Origin of the sequence: Thermococcus gorgonarius (genome assembly GCF_002214385.1) — an archaeon.
Classification (GTDB): Archaea; Methanobacteriota_B; Thermococci; order Thermococcales; family Thermococcaceae; genus Thermococcus; species Thermococcus gorgonarius.
Window position 1 is genome coordinate 321,932 of sequence record NZ_CP014855.1, and the last position, 17,346, is coordinate 339,277.

At 50.8% G+C, this 17,346-nt stretch carries 22 protein-coding genes; 12 read left to right on the forward strand and 10 right to left on the reverse strand.

All coding sequences use genetic code 11. The features are described from left to right. Positions 1-22 precede the first annotated feature (22 nt). From A3K92_RS01860 to A3K92_RS01880, 5 genes are all read left to right on the forward strand, one after another. Positions 23-844, forward strand: coding sequence for a carbohydrate kinase family protein (locus tag A3K92_RS01860; protein ID WP_088884652.1), 822 nt, complete (start codon positions 23-25; stop codon positions 842-844). Positions 845-928: 84 nt separating this feature from the next. Beyond that, positions 929-1,432, forward strand: coding sequence for an NUDIX domain-containing protein (locus A3K92_RS01865; protein ID WP_088884653.1), 504 nt, complete (start codon positions 929-931; stop codon positions 1,430-1,432). Positions 1,433-1,437: 5 nt separating this feature from the next. Then, on the forward strand, positions 1,438-2,109 hold the full coding sequence (locus tag A3K92_RS01870; RefSeq protein ID WP_088884654.1) for a nuclease-related domain-containing protein: 672 nt from the start codon (positions 1,438-1,440) through the stop codon (positions 2,107-2,109). Next, positions 2,106-2,462: an Mth938-like domain-containing protein gene (locus A3K92_RS01875; RefSeq protein ID WP_088884655.1), complete on the forward strand. Its 357-nt coding sequence runs from the start codon at positions 2,106-2,108 to the stop codon at positions 2,460-2,462. The genes A3K92_RS01870 and A3K92_RS01875 overlap by 4 nt, the downstream gene beginning before the upstream one ends. A gap of 58 nt (positions 2,463-2,520) precedes the next feature. Further along, positions 2,521-2,982 (forward strand): 6-pyruvoyl trahydropterin synthase family protein, encoded by a 462-nt coding sequence (locus A3K92_RS01880; RefSeq protein WP_088884656.1) that lies wholly within the window; start codon positions 2,521-2,523, stop codon positions 2,980-2,982. Here A3K92_RS01880 and A3K92_RS01885 read toward each other — a convergent pair. After that, the gene (locus A3K92_RS01885; protein ID WP_232460887.1) at positions 2,979-3,560 is read right to left on the reverse strand and encodes a hypothetical protein; all 582 of its coding nucleotides are present in this window, start codon (positions 3,558-3,560) and stop codon (positions 2,979-2,981) included. The two genes, A3K92_RS01880 and A3K92_RS01885, sit on opposite strands and share 4 nt — an antisense overlap. A 47-nt stretch (positions 3,561-3,607) precedes the next feature. Here A3K92_RS01885 and A3K92_RS01890 point away from each other — a divergent pair, with 47 nt between their 5' ends. Next, complete coding sequence (locus A3K92_RS01890) at positions 3,608-4,030, forward strand: PPC domain-containing DNA-binding protein (RefSeq protein WP_088884657.1); 423 nt, start codon at positions 3,608-3,610, stop codon at positions 4,028-4,030. 2 nt (positions 4,031-4,032) lie between these two features. Here the strand turns inward: A3K92_RS01890 and A3K92_RS01895 are convergent, their stop codons facing one another. The 4 genes from A3K92_RS01895 to A3K92_RS01910 form a co-directional block, all read right to left on the reverse strand. After that, positions 4,033-4,596, reverse strand: a complete 564-nt coding sequence (locus A3K92_RS01895) for a DUF998 domain-containing protein (RefSeq protein WP_088884658.1) — start codon at positions 4,594-4,596, stop codon at positions 4,033-4,035. 42 nt (positions 4,597-4,638) lie between these two features. Then, positions 4,639-4,947: an antibiotic biosynthesis monooxygenase gene (locus A3K92_RS01900; protein ID WP_088884659.1), complete on the reverse strand. Its 309-nt coding sequence runs from the start codon at positions 4,945-4,947 to the stop codon at positions 4,639-4,641. Between the two features lie 72 nt (positions 4,948-5,019). After that, positions 5,020-5,811, reverse strand: a complete 792-nt coding sequence (locus A3K92_RS01905) for an SDR family oxidoreductase (RefSeq protein WP_088884660.1) — start codon at positions 5,809-5,811, stop codon at positions 5,020-5,022. Between the two features lie 87 nt (positions 5,812-5,898). Then, complete coding sequence (locus A3K92_RS01910; RefSeq protein ID WP_088884661.1) at positions 5,899-6,573, reverse strand: diphthine--ammonia ligase; 675 nt, start codon at positions 6,571-6,573, stop codon at positions 5,899-5,901. Between the two features lie 90 nt (positions 6,574-6,663). On the opposite strand from A3K92_RS01910, the gene A3K92_RS01915 reads away from it, so the two are divergent. The 3 genes from A3K92_RS01915 (at position 6,664) to A3K92_RS01925 (ending at position 10,871) form a co-directional block, all read left to right on the forward strand. Continuing rightward, positions 6,664-7,950 (forward strand): bifunctional L-myo-inositol-1-phosphate cytidylyltransferase/CDP-L-myo-inositol myo-inositolphosphotransferase, encoded by a 1,287-nt coding sequence (locus tag A3K92_RS01915; RefSeq protein WP_232460888.1) that lies wholly within the window; start codon positions 6,664-6,666, stop codon positions 7,948-7,950. Between the two features lie 58 nt (positions 7,951-8,008). Next, positions 8,009-9,157 carry an inositol-3-phosphate synthase gene (locus tag A3K92_RS01920; RefSeq protein ID WP_088884663.1) on the forward strand — a complete coding sequence of 383 codons (1,149 nt, stop codon included), beginning with the start codon at positions 8,009-8,011 and terminating at the stop codon, positions 9,155-9,157. Positions 9,158-9,323: 166 nt separating this feature from the next. Beyond that, a complete protein-coding gene (locus tag A3K92_RS01925; protein WP_088884664.1) occupies positions 9,324-10,871 on the forward strand; it encodes a dihydropteroate synthase-like protein in 1,548 nt (515 codons plus the stop codon). Between the two features lie 246 nt (positions 10,872-11,117). Here the strand turns inward: A3K92_RS01925 and A3K92_RS01930 are convergent, their stop codons facing one another. Then, complete coding sequence (locus A3K92_RS01930; RefSeq protein WP_088884665.1) at positions 11,118-11,420, reverse strand: DUF3216 domain-containing protein; 303 nt, start codon at positions 11,418-11,420, stop codon at positions 11,118-11,120. A gap of 20 nt (positions 11,421-11,440) precedes the next feature. After that, positions 11,441-12,199 carry a YchF/TatD family DNA exonuclease gene (locus tag A3K92_RS01935; RefSeq protein ID WP_088884666.1) on the reverse strand — a complete coding sequence of 253 codons (759 nt, stop codon included), beginning with the start codon at positions 12,197-12,199 and terminating at the stop codon, positions 11,441-11,443. Between the two features lie 70 nt (positions 12,200-12,269). Here A3K92_RS01935 and A3K92_RS01940 point away from each other — a divergent pair, with 70 nt between their 5' ends. After that, positions 12,270-13,232 (forward strand): DUF835 domain-containing protein, encoded by a 963-nt coding sequence (locus tag A3K92_RS01940; RefSeq protein ID WP_088884667.1) that lies wholly within the window; start codon positions 12,270-12,272, stop codon positions 13,230-13,232. A 2-nt stretch (positions 13,233-13,234) separates the two neighbouring features. On the opposite strand, the gene A3K92_RS01945 is transcribed toward A3K92_RS01940, so the two are convergent. Both A3K92_RS01945 and A3K92_RS01950 read right to left on the reverse strand, forming a co-directional pair. Beyond that, entirely contained in the window at positions 13,235-13,480 is a 246-nt protein-coding gene (locus A3K92_RS01945) for a DUF504 domain-containing protein (protein WP_088884668.1), read from the reverse strand. After that, positions 13,480-14,199, reverse strand: coding sequence for an MBL fold metallo-hydrolase (locus A3K92_RS01950; RefSeq protein ID WP_088884669.1), 720 nt, complete (start codon positions 14,197-14,199; stop codon positions 13,480-13,482). The genes A3K92_RS01945 and A3K92_RS01950 overlap by 1 nt, the downstream gene beginning before the upstream one ends. 376 nt (positions 14,200-14,575) lie before the next feature. On the opposite strand from A3K92_RS01950, the gene A3K92_RS01955 reads away from it, so the two are divergent. Next, positions 14,576-14,938 (forward strand): hypothetical protein, encoded by a 363-nt coding sequence (locus tag A3K92_RS01955; protein WP_088884670.1) that lies wholly within the window; start codon positions 14,576-14,578, stop codon positions 14,936-14,938. A gap of 515 nt (positions 14,939-15,453) precedes the next feature. Beyond that, complete coding sequence (locus tag A3K92_RS01960; protein ID WP_157722406.1) at positions 15,454-15,852, forward strand: hypothetical protein; 399 nt, start codon at positions 15,454-15,456, stop codon at positions 15,850-15,852. Between the two features lie 120 nt (positions 15,853-15,972). On the opposite strand, the gene A3K92_RS01965 is transcribed toward A3K92_RS01960, so the two are convergent. Next, on the reverse strand, positions 15,973-17,346 hold the full coding sequence (locus A3K92_RS01965; protein WP_157722407.1) for an McrC family protein: 1,374 nt from the start codon (positions 17,344-17,346) through the stop codon (positions 15,973-15,975).

Here is a 17,346-nt window from a genome sequence, read left to right on the forward strand (position 1 = left end):
CCGTGCCTGAGCGGTGGTGAATATGAAGTGCCTGGTTGCAGGTCACGTCGTCAGAGACGTTATTAGAAAAGGAGGAAAGACCCTTGAACGGCTTGGTGGTGGTGCCTACTACTCCGCCCTTGCCCTCTCCAGGTTCTGTGACGTTGAGATACTGACTTCCTTTGCCGATCTGCCGGAGGAATGGGTGAACCAGCTGGAATCAATAGGGAAGCTTAGAGTCGTTCCTTCGGATTCTACAACAACTTACGAGCTTACATACTTGGACGGGAACACCAGAAGGCTTAAACTCCTCGACAGGGCTTCCTCACTGGAAACATTGCCCTCAAAGCATTACGATGCCGTGCTGCTGAACCCGGTTGCCTCCGAGATTTCCCCCGATGTAGTTGCCCTTGCAAAGGAGCGCTTTTCTCTTGTGGCTGCCGATTTGCAGGGATTCATACGCTTGCCGAATCCCGGACCGGTCAGTTATACGCCCGTTGATGGTTCGGTCTTTAAAGGACTCTCAATACTGCACTCAGACGCTATGGAGTTCAATTACCTCAAGAACTTCTCCCCCGCGGATGTGGAGGTTCTCCTGATTTCCAATGGTCCCGGGGTGGGACGGGCTTTCTTGCGGGGCAGAGAACATTCCTTCCGCCCGCTCCCCAGAAAAGTGGACGAATCGACTGGAGCGGGAGACGTTTTCCTGGGTTCTTTTACTGGGTTCTATCTTAGCTGTCCTTTTATCCAGTCACTGAAGAGAGCAGTTGCCTTTACGGCGCTCTTCCTGGAGAGGAGAAGCGTGGATTTTGCCCTGGGTGAAGTCAATGAACTTGCCATGGAGGTTGAGGTGAAAAGGGTATAAAGTCCAAAACTTAATTAGTACGCCGATGAGGAGACGTCAGCACGCTGAACGGTGATGAGAAGGGACTTCCCCGAGGTGATTGATATGGAAAGGCACCTCCTGGTTGTCAAGGCACCGGATGGTGCCGAGATAGGGTCCTTCGCTGAGGAGGTTAAACGGCTTGCTGAAGAACACGGCCTCAAAGCAGAGCTTCACCGCTGTGTTGGTCTTACCGTTGATGCCGTCATAATCTACAACAATGGCATCGTTCTCATTAGGCGGAAGAACGAGCCCTTCAAGGATCACTATGCCCTCCCTGGAGGCTTCGTGGAGTACGGGGAAACCGTGGAGCAGGCGGTTGTACGGGAGGCCAGAGAGGAGACAGGTTTGAACGTTAGACCGATTAAGCTGGTTGGGGTTTACTCAAAACCCAACAGGGATCCCAGGGGGCACACCGTTACTGTAGCCTTCCTGTGCATCGGGGAAGGGGAACTGAAGGCCGGTGACGATGCCAGGGAAGTCTTTGTATTTCCTGTGGATGAAGCTCTGAAGCTTCCCCTGGCCTTTGATCATGGAAAGATACTCCACGACGCATTGGAATTGAGGTGAGTCGGTTGATACATACTGCCGAGGAGGCAATTCTGTGGAAAAAACTTGCCACCCTCTTTTTTTGGAGCGGGATAGTCACAACAATCCTTAGTTTTATTGTGAATCCCCTGTTCCTTTTGGGGTCAGTTTTACTTTTTGGAGCATGGAGGTACGCCGGAAGGATGGCATACCAATGGGGGACAGGTTTCGAAGGAGAATACTACGTAATAGAGGCCCTTTCCCATTCAGAGAGGATAAAGGGTATATTGCTCTCTGATATAGTCCTACCAGGTCGAAGAGCAAACATTGACCATGTCTTAATATGCGAGCAGGGTATATTTGCCATTGAAACAAAAGCATACACTGGAATATATTTTGTATCAGGTGACGCGTGGTATTCAGAAACTCCATCGGGAAGGCACGAAATAAGGAGTATATCAAAGATTGCAAAAAGAAACGCTGCAGTGCTCTCTAGGTTTTTATGGAAGAATCTCGGCGAAAATTATTTCGTGAAACCCTTGGTGGTGTTTGCTGGAGCCGGAATAGTTGAGGGAAGATCTACAATTCCAGTTCTATACCCCAACGAAATTGAGACTTACGTGTTGTCTTTACCGATAGAACTATCTCACGAAGATATAACCAGATTGGAAAATCTTCTTGAGGGTTATTCAAGACATGTCATGGTGATCAATTTATGAAGATTGAATATCCTTCCTTTGGCAGGATAACCGTTGATGGAAATGTCTACGATCACGATATTGTGGTTTATCCGAGCGGGAGAGTTGAGAGGCGGAAGAAGTGGATAAGCAAAGAGAAACACGGTACCAGTCATAGACTTGATCCCGAGGAGCTAAGGGAATACCTGACCGAGGATTTCGACTTGCTGCTAGTCGGAACAGGCATGTACGGGAAGCTCTCACTCCTTCCGGATAGCAGAAAGCTGGTTGAGGGGAAGGAAGTCATAGAACTCCCAACTGGCGAAGCGGTGAAGGTTTTCAACGAAGATAGCGGGAAGAAAAGAATTTTGGCAATATTCCACGTTACCTGCTGAACCATTTTTGTCCAGCAAGAGTTATAATGGCCTGGCCCAAGTCCCCCTGGTGGGAAAGATGGCCTTCAAAGTAAGCGAGAGGAAGATAGGCTGGCACAAGGACTTCGACAGCTCTCACTTTCTTGCCCTGCCCTACGAGAGCAAGTGCCTCAGGATCCACGGCCACACTTACAACGTTGACGTGGAGATATGGGGTGAGCTGAACGAGAACGGTATGATCTTTGACTTCAACCACCTAAGTAACCTCGTGAAGCTCCTCGACCACAGGATCCTTGTGAGTGAGAACTGGGTGGCAGAGAGAGGAAACGGAAAGCTCGTCATCGAGAAGAACGGGAAGAGGATAGAGCTCCCTGAGAACGAAGCGGTCGTTCTCAACAAGCCGAACGTTACAGCTGAATACATAGCCGAGTGGTTCGCGGAAAAAATAGCCGAGAAAGCCGGAAACAACGTGAGAAAGATAAGGGTTAAGGTATGGGAAGATCCGAGGAGCTATGCTGAAGTAGCCCTGGAGAGGTCTTAACAGCCCTGAGCGTCCTTTTTGAACTTATGGCCTATTTTTCCACAACTTTCGCGGAGGGAGTCCAGTTTCTCCTCGACTGTCTCTAAAAGCCTTCTGAAGTACTCTTCGGTGAAGTTTTCACTGGCCTCTTTGGTCAGTCTGTAAACAACGGTCAGATACGACAACGCGGTTTCACAGTCCTCCCTTTCCTCGATCTTTGTCGCCATGTCCACAAGGTAACCTACGAAGTTGTGGAGAAGGAGTCTCCACTCATTCTCGAAACCCTTTTCGTTGAGCCATCCCTTTAGGGTTAGGAACACTTTGATTGCTGGTTTGACGACGGAATACTCCCCATAGCGGCGGTAGCGGATTAGAAGGTACTGGAAGAGTGAGATTAAGAAGTTGCCAGCGGTTGACTCGTCGAGTCCCTTCTCCCTAATGAACTCCTCAAATTCTGCCAGTCCGCTCTTTCCGCTCTCTCCGAAGGCCTTTACAAGGGCCAAGTGCTGGCTGGAATACTTTGAGAAATCAACCTCTTTCAGTTCCTCGAGCTCTGGAAGAACTTTCATGATCGCTGTTTTTGTGTCCACTCTCTTCACCCAAACTGTTAAATCAAGGCCCACTTATTAGAGTTTAGGTGATCAGCATGAGGTTCTCGAAGGGGAGGAGTTTTATGTTCAGGGTCCCCGAAGGGGAAGAGCTTTTGTCCTATATAAACCGCTTCGCAGAGAGGCAGAACGTCCTTATCGGGACGGTCAGCGGTATAGGGAGCCTAAGAAATCCAAAAATCGGTTATTTCGACAAAACCGCTGGAGAATACAAGGTCATTGAGCTGAGCGGCCTCTACGAGCTCGTCTCCCTGAGCGGGAACATAAGCCTGAAAGATGGAAAGCCTTTTGCCCACATTCACGTCGCCCTCGGGAGTCCGGATGGAAAGCTTTACGGAGGACACCTCATTGAGGGTGAGGTCTTCGTTGCAGAGGTCTTTATTCAGGAACTTCTTGGGGAACCGCTGGAGCGGAAAAAACAGGAAAACGGGCTGGTGCTGTGGGACGCTGAGGAAATCTGAGGCTATTGATCAGGCTTGACCTTTAGGAGTATGGCGTAGTGCCAGACCGTTATCGCAATGGCACCGATGAACTCGGGGATGGCGACCCCTTTGAAGGTCCTCATCGCCCAGATGGCGAGAATCCAAGCCAGGACGAAGAGGGCCACCGTGAAGTAGAGGATTTTTCTGTCCCCTGCAATGCCCATGCCAACCCCGGCTATGAGCAGCCCAAAGCCGGCCGTGAGGAAGAAGCCCCAGCTGACGTAGTAGTGCGGTGAAGTCCCTTCAGGGAAGATTCCTATCAGGGCGAGAAACACGAAGCCCGCTACCAGGACCCATATCCCGACTTTTTCTACTTTGTTTCTGGCCTTTTCAAGCAGTCCCGCCGCGTAGTAAATGGCCAGGACGGCCGTAAGGACCAGTGGGACGTTGAGGAGCCAGTTGTGCTGGAGGCCGACCTTTCCGAGGTCGCTTATCGCGTTGTCGGTAAGCCTCCACCAGGAGCGGTTGACGTATATCGCGGTTAGTATTCCCGAGTAGGCAATTAAAGGTGCAATTAACCCCGCCCAGAACTGGGATCGCCTCATGGACCTCACCGACTAAAAGTTGGAAGGGGAGTATTAAAGCCTTCACTTCTCGTAGAAGATCTCGTAGTGCTGGACGTACTTCTCCTTTTCGAGGAGGAAGTCGTCATCTTCGGGGTAGTATTTGGCCAGCTCGGGGTTCTCACCAGCGAACTTCTTGATTGACTCCCACGAGTCCCAGATGGTCACCAGAAGGAAGTGGGTCTCGTTTTCCTCGTCCCGCCTCGTGAAGTAGAGCTTTAGAAGATCATCGACTGAGCTGTAGTCGGGAACGGCCCTCTCTATCAGAAAGCGCTCGTAGGCGTCGCCCTTCTCCCTCGGTAGCCTTCCGTGCCAGAGCCTCATAATCGGCATGGTATCACCTTAGAAGGTTTCGTCTTGGAGGGATATTAAGGGTTCCGAAAATCGAAGAAAAGGCGAAAAACTTTAGAACACCGAGTTGAGCCTGCCCCCATCGACGGGGATCATTGCTCCGTTTATGTAGCTCCCGAGGTCGCTCGCGAGAAATGCAACGAGGTAGCCTATCTCCTCCGGCTCCCCAAGGCGGCCGAGGGGTATCGGCTTTGCGTACTCGGCAAGGGCTTCCTCAACTGTCTTCCCTTCCCTCTCAGCTCTATCCTTAGCCAGCTGTATCATCCTGTCAGTTCTTATTATGCCCGGCATTATGCCGTTCACGGTTATGCCCTTTGGTCCGAGCTCCTTCGCCAGAGTCCTCACGAGGCCGGCCATCGAAATTCTGACCACGTTGCTTAGGGCTATGTTCGGAATAGGCTCCTTTATGGCAACACTCGTGGAGTAAACTATCCTGCCGAACCCCTTCCGCTCCATGGCTGGAACGAGGGCCTTCGTCAGATAGACCGCTGGATACAGGAGGAGCTTTACGGCATTTTCCCAGTCGGCCATGTCCATCTCCATGAAGTAGCCGGGCTTTGGCCCGCCGGTGGAGAAGAAAAAGATGTCCGGCTCGCCAATGCTCTCAAGCTCTTTCACCGTTCTCTCTAGGTCTTCGCGCTTCGTCAGGTCGGCGACGATGTAGTTAACTTCCACGTCGCTCTCGGCCCTTATCTTCTCCCTCGCCTTCCTCAGGTTCTCCTCACTCCTAGAGAGGAGGATAACGTCGGCTCCGGCCTTGGCTAAAACCCGTGCGACGCCGAAGCCTATGCCCCTGCTCGAGGCGGTTGTAAAGGCAAGCTTGCCAGAGAGATCGATTTCCAGCATGGGAATCACCGGGATTAAATGGAGTTTTGTTCTAAAATAGTTTGTGGGCATACCCGTTCAAAAGGGAAAACGAGAATCAAGGCGTGTTTACTTTGGTTCCAGATGTGCCCTCTTAATATCCAGAACGCCCGAGTAACTGCATCCGTCCCACTTCTTCTCCACTTCGTCGAAGACTATCCTAGCCTTGAAGAACGGCGCGTCCCTCACGAAGGTCTCGAATTCCCCGCCTTCCCCGGCCACATGAATCCCATACTTCTCGTTGAGCTTGACCAGCTCCCCCAAAGCCCTCTCGTCTATCTTCCTACCGAGCCAGCTCTCGTCGAGGCCGTAGGCTGCCGTTCCCACCATCACGATGTCGAAGATTCCAACAATCTCGCGCATGTACTCGATAGGGTCGCGGTGCCAGGCCGGGGCGAAGCTTTTCAAGCCAAGCTCCTCAGCCACTCTGTCAACTCTCCTCTTCTGATACTCGCTCGCCAAAGCGCCGGCGACGACGCCGTCTATCTTAAGCCCCTCAAGGACAGCCTTCATGTCCTCAACCTCTTTCTCCTTCTCACCGCTTGTAAAGCCCTTGACGAGGGGGATTCCTATGGCTTTGGCCTGAAGCTCGGTGAGGTGGATGTTTGGGACGTGATACATGTAGCTCTCGTCGCTCTCGCTCACCATGCTGACAAGGTACCTGACTTCAAACCCCTGCTTCAGCGCCCAGTAGAGGGCGTAGTTCGAGTCCTTTCCACCTGAGTAGAGTACCGCAACCCTCATTTTTTCCACCCGAAAAATTTTTAAAAACTTTAGGTTATTTTAAATCCGGACGCTTCTAGGCTTCTTGATTAATAAGGGATTAAAAAGGTGATGCCGATGCCAGAGACGGCAGTAATACTAGCAGCTGGCCTCGGGACCAGGATGGGCGGGAAGCCCAAGGGACTTGTCAAAGTTGCAGGAAGGGAGATTCTGTACCGCACCATGGCCATTCTCCAGAGAAACGGCGTTGAGCGCTTCGTTTTCGTCACCAACGACCGCTACGCACCGCTTTACAGGGAGTTCCTTGAGAAACACGGTTTTCCGGCAGAGGTTATCATCAATCCCGAGCCTGAAAAGGGTAACGGGCACTCCCTTCACTTGGCAAAGGGAAGGGTTTCGGGGAAGTTTGTCCTTGTGATGAGCGACCACGTCTACAGCGAGGCTTTTCTTGAGAAAGCAATCAACGGAAACGGCCTCATAGCGGACAGAAGGCCTGGATGGGTTGACGTTGGCGAGGCAACGAAGGTTAAAGTGAGAAACGGCCGCGTCGAGAGGATAGGAAAGGGCATCAAAGAGTGGGACGCAGTGGATACGGGCTTCTTCGTCCTTGATGAGGACATCTTTGAGGTAACCGAAGAGCTGGAGCGCGAGAGGAACGGCGATTATTCGCTCAGCGAGGTCGTTGAAAGGGCAAAGCTTCCGGTAACTTTCGTTGACGGCCTCGGCTGGACGGACGTTGACACGCCGGAAGACATCAAACGGGCCAGAAAAATGCTTGTGAAGACCGCGGTGAAGGGAACAGGAGATGGATTCGTTAGCAGGTACCTTAACAGAAAAATCTCAACCGAGATAAGTGCCCTGCTCGTTGATAAAGTCACGCCGAATCAAATGACTGCTTTTACATTTGCCCTCGGAATCTTCTCTGCCCTGTTAACCCTGGTGAGCCTTCCGCTGGCGGGAATACTCTACCAGCTCAGCTCTATCTTAGATGGTGTTGACGGCGAACTGGCGAGGGCCCAGCTGAGGACAAGCAGACTGGGCGGTTATATAGACTCAATCCTAGACCGCTACGTTGACGGAACTTTCCTGGCACTTCTGGCTTACTCAACGCTTAGCGAGCCCTTGTGGTACCTCATAGCTCTCTTCGCCCTCCTCGGCTCGGTGATGGTCAGCTACTCAACCGAGCGCTTTAAGGGGGCCTTCTGCAGGGATGCCTACGTCGAAGTGCCTTCCCTCAGAAAACTGCTCGGTAAGAGGGACGAGAGGGCATTCATCACGATGCTCTTCCTGCTCTATCCCCTGGATATGTCAATCAAAATGCTGTTCCTCACCCTCGCTCTCCTCTCCAACCTCCGCGTTGGGCTGACCCTTTATTTTGTCTCCAGAGAAGTTTCGTGAGCGAAAACTATTTAACTGGTGTAAAATATCCTACAACAACACAAGGAGGTGATAGGAGATGGTTAGGGTAGTCATACTCGGACAGGGCTACGTGGCAAGTATATTCGCGAGCGGACTTGAGAAGATAAAGGCTGGAAAGATGGAGCCCTACGGCGTTCCGCTTGCCGACGAGCTACCGATTAAGATCAAGGACATAGAGATAGTCGGTTCCTACGACGTTGATAAAGCAAAGGTCGGGAGGGACATCTACGAGGTGGTTAAGGGCTACGACCCAGAAGCCCCGGAGAGCCTCAGGGGAATAACCATTAGGAAGGGCGTCCACCTCGGAAGCCTGAGGAACCTCCCGCTCGAAGCCACTGGCCTCGACGACGAGATGAGCCTCAAGGAGGCCGTTGACCACCTCGTTAGCGAGTGGAAGGAGCTCAAGCCCGACGTCTTCGTCAACGTCTGCACCACCGAAGCCTTTGTCCCCTTCGAGAGCAGGGAGGAGCTTGAGAAGGCAATCGAGGAGGACAGGAAGGACAGGCTCACCGCTACCCAGGTCTACGTCTACGCGGCGGCAAAATACGCCAAGGAAGTTGGAGGAGCGGCCTTCGTAAACGCCATCCCGACCCTCATAGCCAACGACCCGGCCTTCGTTGAGCTCGCCAAGGAGAGCAACCTCGTTATCTTCGGTGACGACGGAGCTACTGGTGCTACTCCGCTGACAGCTGATATACTCAGCCACCTCGCCCAGAGGAACCGCTACGTCCTCGACATAGCCCAGTTTAACATTGGCGGAAACCAGGACTTCTTAGCACTGACCGACAAGGAGAGGAACAAGAGCAAGGAGTTCACGAAGTCAAGCGTTGTCGAGGATCTGCTCGGCTACAACGCCCCGCACTACATAAAGCCGACGGGCTTCCTTGAGCCCCTCGGCGACAAGAAGTTCATAGCGATGCACATCGAGTACATCTCCTTCAACGGCGCCCACGACGAGCTCGTCATAACCGGAAGGATAAACGACAGCCCGGCCCTGGCTGGCCTCCTCGTTGACCTCGTCAGGCTCGGAAAGATTGCCGTTGACAGGAAGGAGTTCGGAACCGTCTACGAGGTCAACGCCTTCTACATGAAGAACCCCGGACCGAAGGAGGCCAAGAACATACCGCGCATCATCGCCCACGAGAAGATGCGCACCTGGGCTGGCCTCAAGCCAAGGTGGCTTTGAAGTACCTTTACAATTTTCTCCTTTTCTTGCTGGAGATCAACGGTTGCTGACTTGTGCTAGGCTTAGTTCAAGTAATCTTCCAGATTACTGCCTTTTTCCGTATTCTCTGTTGTTCATATGGCCTTAAACATTGAAAAGCTTTTAATGATCGTGCTTAAATTCTTTCATGTCGTCTGACAAGAGAATCCTCCTCGTCACCGGCAGGCTGGCAGAGCCGCTCGTCAGGAAATACGGTAAAGGATGCGATGTCTTCGTTACACCTGTTAGCGTCGCGGCCTTCCTCACGCCCGAGCTTATCGCCCGCTACCTGAAAAAAGCCGGAATCAAGAGCGAGGACTACGACCTGATACTCATTCCGGGTCTCGTCCGCGGCTCCGCCCAAATCATTGAAGACGAGCTTGGAATCTCAGCCTTCAAGGGGCCGAGAAACGCGATGGACCTGCCCCAGGTTCTCAATGCCCTGAGTGAAGGTTTTAGGCTGAGTAAAGAAAAGCCCGCTGATGATCTCTTTTCCATTGATGCCCTAAAGAGGGTTGAGGACATAAGGAACAGAACGCGGAACAGGCGCTACATCGAGGATGCCCTGAAGAAGCCGTGGAACGTCCTCATTGGAAACCTTCCGGCGGGGAGGGACTTCCCTGCGAGGATTTTGGGTGAGGTTGTGGATGCTCCAAGACTGGGCGTTGAAAAGACGATCGAGAAGGCCCTCTACTACCTCCGCGAGGGTGCCGATATAGTGGACATCGGCATGGTGGCTGGAGAGAGCAACCTCGACTTCATCGAGGAAATCCCTGAAATCCGGGAACAACTCAAGGAGAACGGTTTCGACGTTCCAATAAGCTTTGACTCGCTCAACACTGCTGAGATTGAGAAAGCCTTAGAGTATGCAGACCTCTTTCTCAGCGTCGATGCTGGAAACCTTGAGGAGCTGGTAACCGAGAAACCCGTCGTCTTAATCCCCACGAACCAGAAGAAGGGCTTCTTTCCGGCAAAACCGAGTGAACGCGTTGAGTTCCTTGAACGGCTGAAGGAGAGGGCCCTAAATCTGGGCTACAGAACGGTCATCCTCGATACCATCCTCGAGCACGTGCCCCACCTCGCCCGCTCCATAACTGCTTTCCAGCTCTATCGCGAGAGGAATCCAGATGACGTCCTGCTCGCGGGCGTTGGCAACGTTGTTGAACTCTACGACGCGGACAGCGTTGGAATGAACGCTCTCCTCGCTGGAATTGCGAAGGAGCTCTCCATAAACCTACTCCTCACGACCGAGGTCAGCGCGAAGGCAAGGGGCTCGGTTCGGGAACTGAGGAGAGCCATTGACATGAACCTCTTCGATATGCCAAAAGACCTCGGCTTTGACCTCCTAATTCTCAAGGAGAAGCGCGCGAGCGAGTGGAGGTTCAAGCCGGCCGAGAAAATCATCGAGGCCGAGGAAAAGCAAGTCGAGCTTGAGCCGGTTTACTTCCGCATCTGGATCAATGACGGGAGAATCTGGGTCAATGCACATCGCGGGACTGAGGCAATCCTCACGATAACCGGGGAGGATCCAAACGCGATAATCGACACGATTTTAGAGCACTTCGAGATAAGCCCGAGGCATGCTTTCTACCTCGGGAGGGAGCTTGAGAGGGCAAAGACTGCCCTGAAGTTAAGGCGGAGCTACGTCCAGGAGGTTGAGCTGTTCAAGGAGTTTTACCTCTCCAAACGGGACTGAGGTATAAAATCTCTCAGCTCCAAGACCAAAAAGCCCTCCTCCCCCAGCTCTTCTTCCTCTCGACCTTCTTAGCAACCAGTCTGTGGAACTTCTCTCACCTTTCCGCACCCGTAGGGGATTAGAACCTCCTTCTTGCCCGAGGAGTAGGGCGACTCAAGGAAGGTCAGCTCGTCCTTTCAGACGACAAGAGTGGAACTGCGAAGGTATAGAAAACGCCCCTGAGAAGCTGGTGCTCTCTGAGCGGTTTTACTCTCCCTCTAGGTATGGAATCCTTGGCTTTCTGAACTGCTCGTCGAGTTCAGACCTTCTCGCTTTCACTTTCTCGTAGAGTTCCTCTACCCTTGTGTCCTCAGGGTATTTTCTCCTCATGACCATCAGGATGCCCTCAAGAAAGCCCAGTATAGAGACCTCTATGAACTCTTTCCCTTTCTTGCTTTCCAAGCCTTCGTTCAGCCTCACAAACGAGTCGAGCCTTGCGATGAGGGCCTTCTCGTCGAGCTCTTCAAGCAGTTTCTTGACTTCTTCAACTTCCGGAACGTCAACAGCCATTTTGTCACGCACCTCCTTCGTTATAGTTTGAGTCCAAAAAACCTGGCCGCGTTTCTTTCGGTGACCTTCTCAACTTCCTCAAACTGCAGCCCTTTAAGCTCTGCTATCCTCCTAACCGCGTACTCAACGTTCCAGGGGTAGTTCTTTTCGCCCTTGTAGGGACTCATGTACGGAGAATCAGTTTCCACAACGATGTTCTCAAGTGGAAGAACCTCAGCCGCCTCCCTAACTTCTGGAATGAAGTCTATCCCCGTGTTTATGCCGATTATGTGTCCGTTCTCGGCTATTTCAAGCGCGAGCTCCTTTGGCCCGCTGTAGGAGTGGAAGTAGGCCCTAACGCCGGCCCTTTGAATGGCTTCAAAGACCTCCCGCTCCGCTTCCCTCGCGTGGAGGACTACCGGGAGGTCGAGCTCGACCGCAAGGCCTAGAAAGTGGTGGAAAATCTCTCTTTGGTTCCTTCTTTCTTCCTCGGTCTTCGCGTAGTAGAAGTCAAGCCCAATCTCGCCGAGGGCGACTATCTCACCGGCGTGCTCACGGATGAAGGCTTCAACCCTCCCGACCTTCTCCCAGTTGCCCCTCCTTGCTTCGTTCGGCGCGTAGCCGAGGGTTGGGTGGATGAAGCCGAAGTAGGGCCTCAGAAGCTCCCAGCTCTTCCAGACGTGGAACTTCCGGTATTCCGTGATGGAATCGACAACCGCTTTAAGGCGCTTCCTGCTCTCCTCTACGATTTCCGGTGCTTTTCCCTTGAACATCTCAACGTGGGCGTGGGCGTCTATCATGGTGGCGAGTTTGGCAGATGGTAGAAAAGCTTTTCTGGTGAGGCGGTGTATTCAAAGTTGGGAGGTTGTTATGTCGAACTTATCACCGGAACTTAGGGAGTACATGGAGAAAGTTATTGAGGCCCTCAAGAATAGGCCCGTCAAGGAGGTACTGAGCTACGCTATCTTCAATGAGAAAGATGAGGTTGAATACTACCGCAAGCTCGCCGAACACGCGGGCAGGGAGAGCATAAAGGTGCTCTTCATCCAGATGGCCGAGGAGAGCCAGGAGCACTACGACAGGCTCTACTCGCTCTTCAAGAAGCTTTACCCGGACGAGGAGCCGGTGAAAGTTGATGCACCTCCGGTGGAGGTTGCTCCCTTATACCCAAAGTTCGAGACGGTGGATGACTACCTCGAGGCCCTGGAGTACTGCATGCAGAGTGAGTTATTCGCCAAAGAGACGTATGAGGTACTCGCTCTAAAGGCTGAAAATGAAGAATCAAGAGTTTTGTTCGCCCAGCTTGCTGAAATGGAAAAGGACCATTACCTCAGGCTTAAGAAGCTTTACGACCTTCTAACGTCCTTCAAACGGCAGAAGCTTTTACCGGAGGAACTTGAGCCCGGCGGGTACCTTTTCAAGGATCGCACTAAGGCCAGGTACCTTCTCTTGGATCTGCTCCCCAAGTCGAAGGAAGCCCATGTGTTTACCAGAGAGAACCCCGAGAAGACTAGAGAGTGGTTCAAGCGTGACGATATTAACATAGTCTGGGTCACAAATCTGCCCGGGAAGGGAAGAATATCCCCCAAGATGCTCGCTGAGTCAGATGGCTTTTTATGCGGTGTTCTTGAGCAGAGGAATGTAGTAGTATTGATCGAGAACTTTGAGATCCTCACACTAATTACCGATTTCAGGAAGTTGTTCGAGTGCGTCTCCAGACTCAGGGACATCGCCGTTAACTCTGGCTCATACCTGCTGGTACATGCGAAGAGGGAAGCTTTGGGGGAGAAGGAGTGGGCTCTCTTGGAGTCCGAGCTTGAGGTAGTGGACTGAGATTAGAGCTTCCTGGTCTCCCAGATTACCCTTCCGTCCTTTCTTACAACTTTCAGAATTCTGTGATATGGGATCTGTGCCTCTCCAACGAAAAAGTACCCGTGTCCGAGCTCTATCATCTCAACGGGAATTTTCTTGACGTCTCCGTAAGTTCCCCTGTGCTCTATGACGACATAGTAGTCGCCCTCATTCTCCCGTGGGTCATACTTGATCTTTGCCAGGACTTCCTTGACGGAGCCCTTCCTCATCAGAGCCACCCCAATATCTCCCTGAGGTTCTCCTTCCAGTCGTCTATGTACCTTCCGTGGCCGGGGAGGCCAAAGTCCACCTCGAACTCGGAAAGCCTCTCAAGGCTCTCCCTCAGCTCCCAGCCGTCCCCTGTGGGGAGGTCAGTTCTCCCAACGGTGCCTTTGAAAACTGTATCTCCGGTGAACATAATACTCGTTTCCCCATCGTTGAGGTAGAGACAAGAGCTTCCGGCGGTGTGACCTGGGGTATGGACCAGCTCAAACTCCAGAGAGCCGATTCTGAGCCTGTCTCCATCTTTGAGCTTTAAATCCACATCCTGCGGCTCAAACTTTCGCCCGTAGGAGTAGGCGAGGATAACGTAGTCATTGCCTTCCTCCAGCGTTTTTGCGGTTATCTCGTGGGCGGCGAAGAGGACTCCGATGCTTCTGCTTTCAAGCCATTGTTTCAGCGCTTTGTTTCCGCCAACATGGTCAAAATGCTCGTGAGTGTTGAAGATTATTGCCCTTTTTATTCCGTTAAGGTAACCCTCCCTCTTCCAGATTCCGGTGTAAACGTGCCAGTTCACTCCGGTACCCGTATCAACTATCAAGGCCTCCCTTTCATCCCGCACAAGGTAGACGTTTGAGTCCCAGGCGAGGCCGTGGAGCATTACCGTATGAGGAGGAATCTCGATTGGAACTAGGTCCCTTGGAAACTCCTCTATGGGGCTTATCTTCAAGTTCTCACCTCCGAGAAGGGCTCGAGGGGGGACCGCCTCTTCATCTCGGGGGAGCAGTCCCGTCAGGAGGGATGAATCTCTTCATCGCCCCGGGAATCTAAAAGCCCGGAACGGGCTTTATTTCCCGAATACGGCCTTTTGATGGGAGTGAGACTCATCGCCTCACCCATCAATTCATCGCCTCAATTCCGATTAACTCTCTCAAACATGCCTTAAAAAGGTTTTATCCCCTAAAATTTTCAAACAGGTTAAAATTCATCGCCTCACATAACTCAGTGAATCATAAGAAAAACTCAAGTCATTACCAAAACCATCCCCAAAATCCTAAACTAATTTTTTATTCCAAACACTAATATTACTCGTGAAGTGAGGTTCAATGTCGCGTAGAATAATAGTCTGGTATGAGTATGCGGAGGGCACAGTAAAACTTGCACTCCAAGAACATGCACTAACCTTGAACAAAAAAGAGCATAAAATGGTAATTCCCGTAAACTCAACGACAATACTCGAAGGACTGAATGATAACATTGAGAAAAAGCTCGAAGAATTCTACCTCGAGGGACACGGCGAGATAGTACTAATTGTATCCCCCCAAGGAGACATGATAGGCTACATGTTCTTAGAGGAAGAACTCCAGCAATTAACCCAGAGAGTATCAGCGTCACATAGTTTCAAAAAGCCTCTTCAAGATGTTCTATCAGTCACAGAGGATGTGGAGAATCCTCTCCCAGCTTTGTGAGCCCCTCTTTTTTTCTTTTTACCATTTACCAAAGGAATCACAGGTGGAAAAATACTAAAGAGAGACTTGTTGAAGATTTGCTGCCGAAAGACAGTCTGAAAATCATCGGTATCCATTAAACTGTGCAAATACAGATTTTGTTACACCGTGACAAAATCTCTATTTTTAAACTCTCAGGACAAACATGTGATTAAAAGTTATGAAAAGCATGATTTTAGTGACATAAATTGTAAAAAATGGAGATAATAATAACAAGTTTAACTTTGTTACATTACGGGATCTTTTTAGTTTAAAAAATTTAAAAGCAAGTGGGAATCTTACCCAAGAATCTCTCTCATAAAAAGTGGGTGCATTCTACGTAAGATAGCAGGTTCCTTTGGGACTAGGCAATGTAGATGACTTGGTTTAAGTCAAAAACTTTAACTGAGGCTTTCATCAACTGAACAATACCGGTATTGATCTCTCTGAGGCCTCGGGGATATTTGAGTCCTTAACCAAGCTTTTGAACGAGCTAATTGGTAAAGATAGAGGTGTTTAATTTAGTTAGGTACTTGTGCGTTTCCTTGCAACTGGGGTGCAAGGAAAATTTGGGATGTAGATCCCAATGCCCCCCCGAGTATGTAGAGGCCAAGAATGCGTACGTCGGACCACTCTCAAAGAAAACCATTGAATACTGTCAGGAGTTCTATCCTGACAGCCACGTTATTCTTTCAGCCAAATACGACTTTTTACTGCCCCATGAGAAGATCACAAACTACAACTCTGCCTGCAACCGGAATCCTATGATAATTCCACCTGAGTTAAAGAAGCAAACCAGAACAAAGACCTTGAATGGCATCCCTTTGATAGAATACGAGAAGGTAGTGGTCATTAAAACAAAACTTGTTCCGGAGTTTATGAAGAAATTCTCGTGACTTTTTGGCAGGAAGAAGGCAAGCTAGAGCTGGATACCCCTGCGGGAATGTGCACGAGTCACATTCCCCCTCCAGGTGAAGCTGATGCCGACCCTTTTGTTCGCGTTAACACCGAAGAGCTCACACATTCACCAACACCTCCTGTTCTCCATACTCCAATTGCTGTCTCCCCTTACCGAGTATCTCATCCATAAATACCCTAAATTTTCTTAGGAACTTCTCCCACTCTTTCTCATCAAGAAAGTTTGATCCCAAGTCCAAACTCTTAATAAGGAGTGGAACCCTCTTTTCTACTCGCCCAGCTTTGATGTCAAAGTGCCACTTCCTATCAATCACGCTGGAAATAGCCGGATAGAGCAGGACAACAGCATCCGCATTCCAGTGAGATGCATAAGCGTACATCTGGTACAAGTCAGACTGAGAAACCCCCAGCTTTTGGTCTTCTTTATCGAGAAGCTTGTACTTGGTGTCGATTATTATTTTCATCCCATCCGTCGTCTGTATTGTGATGTCGGGGATCAGCCAGAATTTACCCTCGGCAAGTAGGTTCCCAATGTGGTGCTGTGTTTTGATAACACTTCCCTCGAACTCCTTGGGCAATACTTCATACTCGCTGTTGGTTAGCAGTCCGGCTACAAAACTCTCGAACACCTTCTCCATCGGCACTAAGAACGTGAAAGTTTCCACCTTTCCGGTCTGGAGACGAATGGCAGTTCCGGCGATGAATACCCTCGCAAGTTCAACCAAGGGCTTGAAGATGGCGTTGAGCCTGTTAAAGTGAATCCGGTACGTTTCATGAACGCTTACCGGAACCACCGGAACACCATCGAGGATTTCCATGGCACTCCTTAATCTCAGGTAATTCTCGTGGGACTGCGTGAGGCGGGCCATTAAGTAGGCTCCGTACTTTAAGGTTCTGTTCAGAAGGTTATCCATTGTCCTGTCGTTGTACCTAACAGGGATAACGTGCCTCCTGTGCCACCTTGATGCATAGGCCCCAAAGTCTATCTGCCCCTTAACATGATTTAACTTCTCCTCAACACGTCTGTAAGTATAATGTCTGTGGTAGCGCAGTGTTTCAAGGAGCTTCTGGGAATAAATTGAGATAAGGATCTCGAGGAACGGGGCTTTCCCCGAAAGAATTCCTGCTACTTCAGAGGGCTTTACTGGGATCTCCCCTCCTACAGCAAGCATTTTCAGCAGGTTTCCCATTATGAGTGTCTTGTGGGACTCAAGGTCATCATAGGAGCTCGTTCTCAGCAATTTCGGGAAAATCTGGAGAGTTAGATTACCGATCTGAACCACTCCAACGAAGTTCTTGGGCTTGATAGTCTTTCGGCCGATTTCGAGGAACTTGATTTCCTCGTTAAGCTTTTCGAGCTTGCCGAACTGGTTTTCAGAAAGGACCAGAGTTTTTGAGTCCTCATCGAACTCTGCCTTTTTCCCGGTAGTGTAGTTGATTGGGGTAAACTCAAAGAGGTCAACTACCGTCAC

What these genes read in the sequence shown, in the direction of transcription:
- A3K92_RS01860 (WP_088884652.1), top strand. Translation starts at nt 23, where the DNA reads ATGAAGTGCCTGGTTGCAGGTCACGTCGTCAGAGACGTTATTAGAAAA.
- A3K92_RS01865 (WP_088884653.1), top strand. Translation starts at nt 929, where the DNA reads ATGGAAAGGCACCTCCTGGTTGTCAAGGCACCGGATGGTGCCGAGATA.
- A3K92_RS01875 (WP_088884655.1), top strand. Translation starts at nt 2,106, where the DNA reads ATGAAGATTGAATATCCTTCCTTTGGCAGGATAACCGTTGATGGAAAT.
- A3K92_RS01880 (WP_088884656.1), top strand. Translation starts at nt 2,521, where the DNA reads ATGGCCTTCAAAGTAAGCGAGAGGAAGATAGGCTGGCACAAGGACTTC.
- A3K92_RS01890 (WP_088884657.1), top strand. Translation starts at nt 3,608, where the DNA reads ATGAGGTTCTCGAAGGGGAGGAGTTTTATGTTCAGGGTCCCCGAAGGG.
- A3K92_RS01895 (WP_088884658.1), bottom strand. Translation starts at nt 4,596, where the DNA reads ATGAGGCGATCCCAGTTCTGGGCGGGGTTAATTGCACCTTTAATTGCC.
- A3K92_RS01900 (WP_088884659.1), bottom strand. Translation starts at nt 4,947, where the DNA reads ATGCCGATTATGAGGCTCTGGCACGGAAGGCTACCGAGGGAGAAGGGC.
- A3K92_RS01905 (WP_088884660.1), bottom strand. Translation starts at nt 5,811, where the DNA reads ATGCTGGAAATCGATCTCTCTGGCAAGCTTGCCTTTACAACCGCCTCG.
- A3K92_RS01910 (WP_088884661.1), bottom strand. Translation starts at nt 6,573, where the DNA reads ATGAGGGTTGCGGTACTCTACTCAGGTGGAAAGGACTCGAACTACGCC.
- A3K92_RS01915 (WP_232460888.1), top strand. Translation starts at nt 6,664, where the DNA reads ATGCCGATGCCAGAGACGGCAGTAATACTAGCAGCTGGCCTCGGGACC.
- A3K92_RS01920 (WP_088884663.1), top strand. Translation starts at nt 8,009, where the DNA reads ATGGTTAGGGTAGTCATACTCGGACAGGGCTACGTGGCAAGTATATTC.
- A3K92_RS01925 (WP_088884664.1), top strand. Translation starts at nt 9,324, where the DNA reads ATGTCGTCTGACAAGAGAATCCTCCTCGTCACCGGCAGGCTGGCAGAG.
- A3K92_RS01930 (WP_088884665.1), bottom strand. Translation starts at nt 11,420, where the DNA reads ATGGCTGTTGACGTTCCGGAAGTTGAAGAAGTCAAGAAACTGCTTGAA.
- A3K92_RS01935 (WP_088884666.1), bottom strand. Translation starts at nt 12,199, where the DNA reads ATGATAGACGCCCACGCCCACGTTGAGATGTTCAAGGGAAAAGCACCG.
- A3K92_RS01940 (WP_088884667.1), top strand. Translation starts at nt 12,270, where the DNA reads ATGTCGAACTTATCACCGGAACTTAGGGAGTACATGGAGAAAGTTATT.
- A3K92_RS01945 (WP_088884668.1), bottom strand. Translation starts at nt 13,480, where the DNA reads ATGAGGAAGGGCTCCGTCAAGGAAGTCCTGGCAAAGATCAAGTATGAC.
- A3K92_RS01955 (WP_088884670.1), top strand. Translation starts at nt 14,576, where the DNA reads ATGTCGCGTAGAATAATAGTCTGGTATGAGTATGCGGAGGGCACAGTA.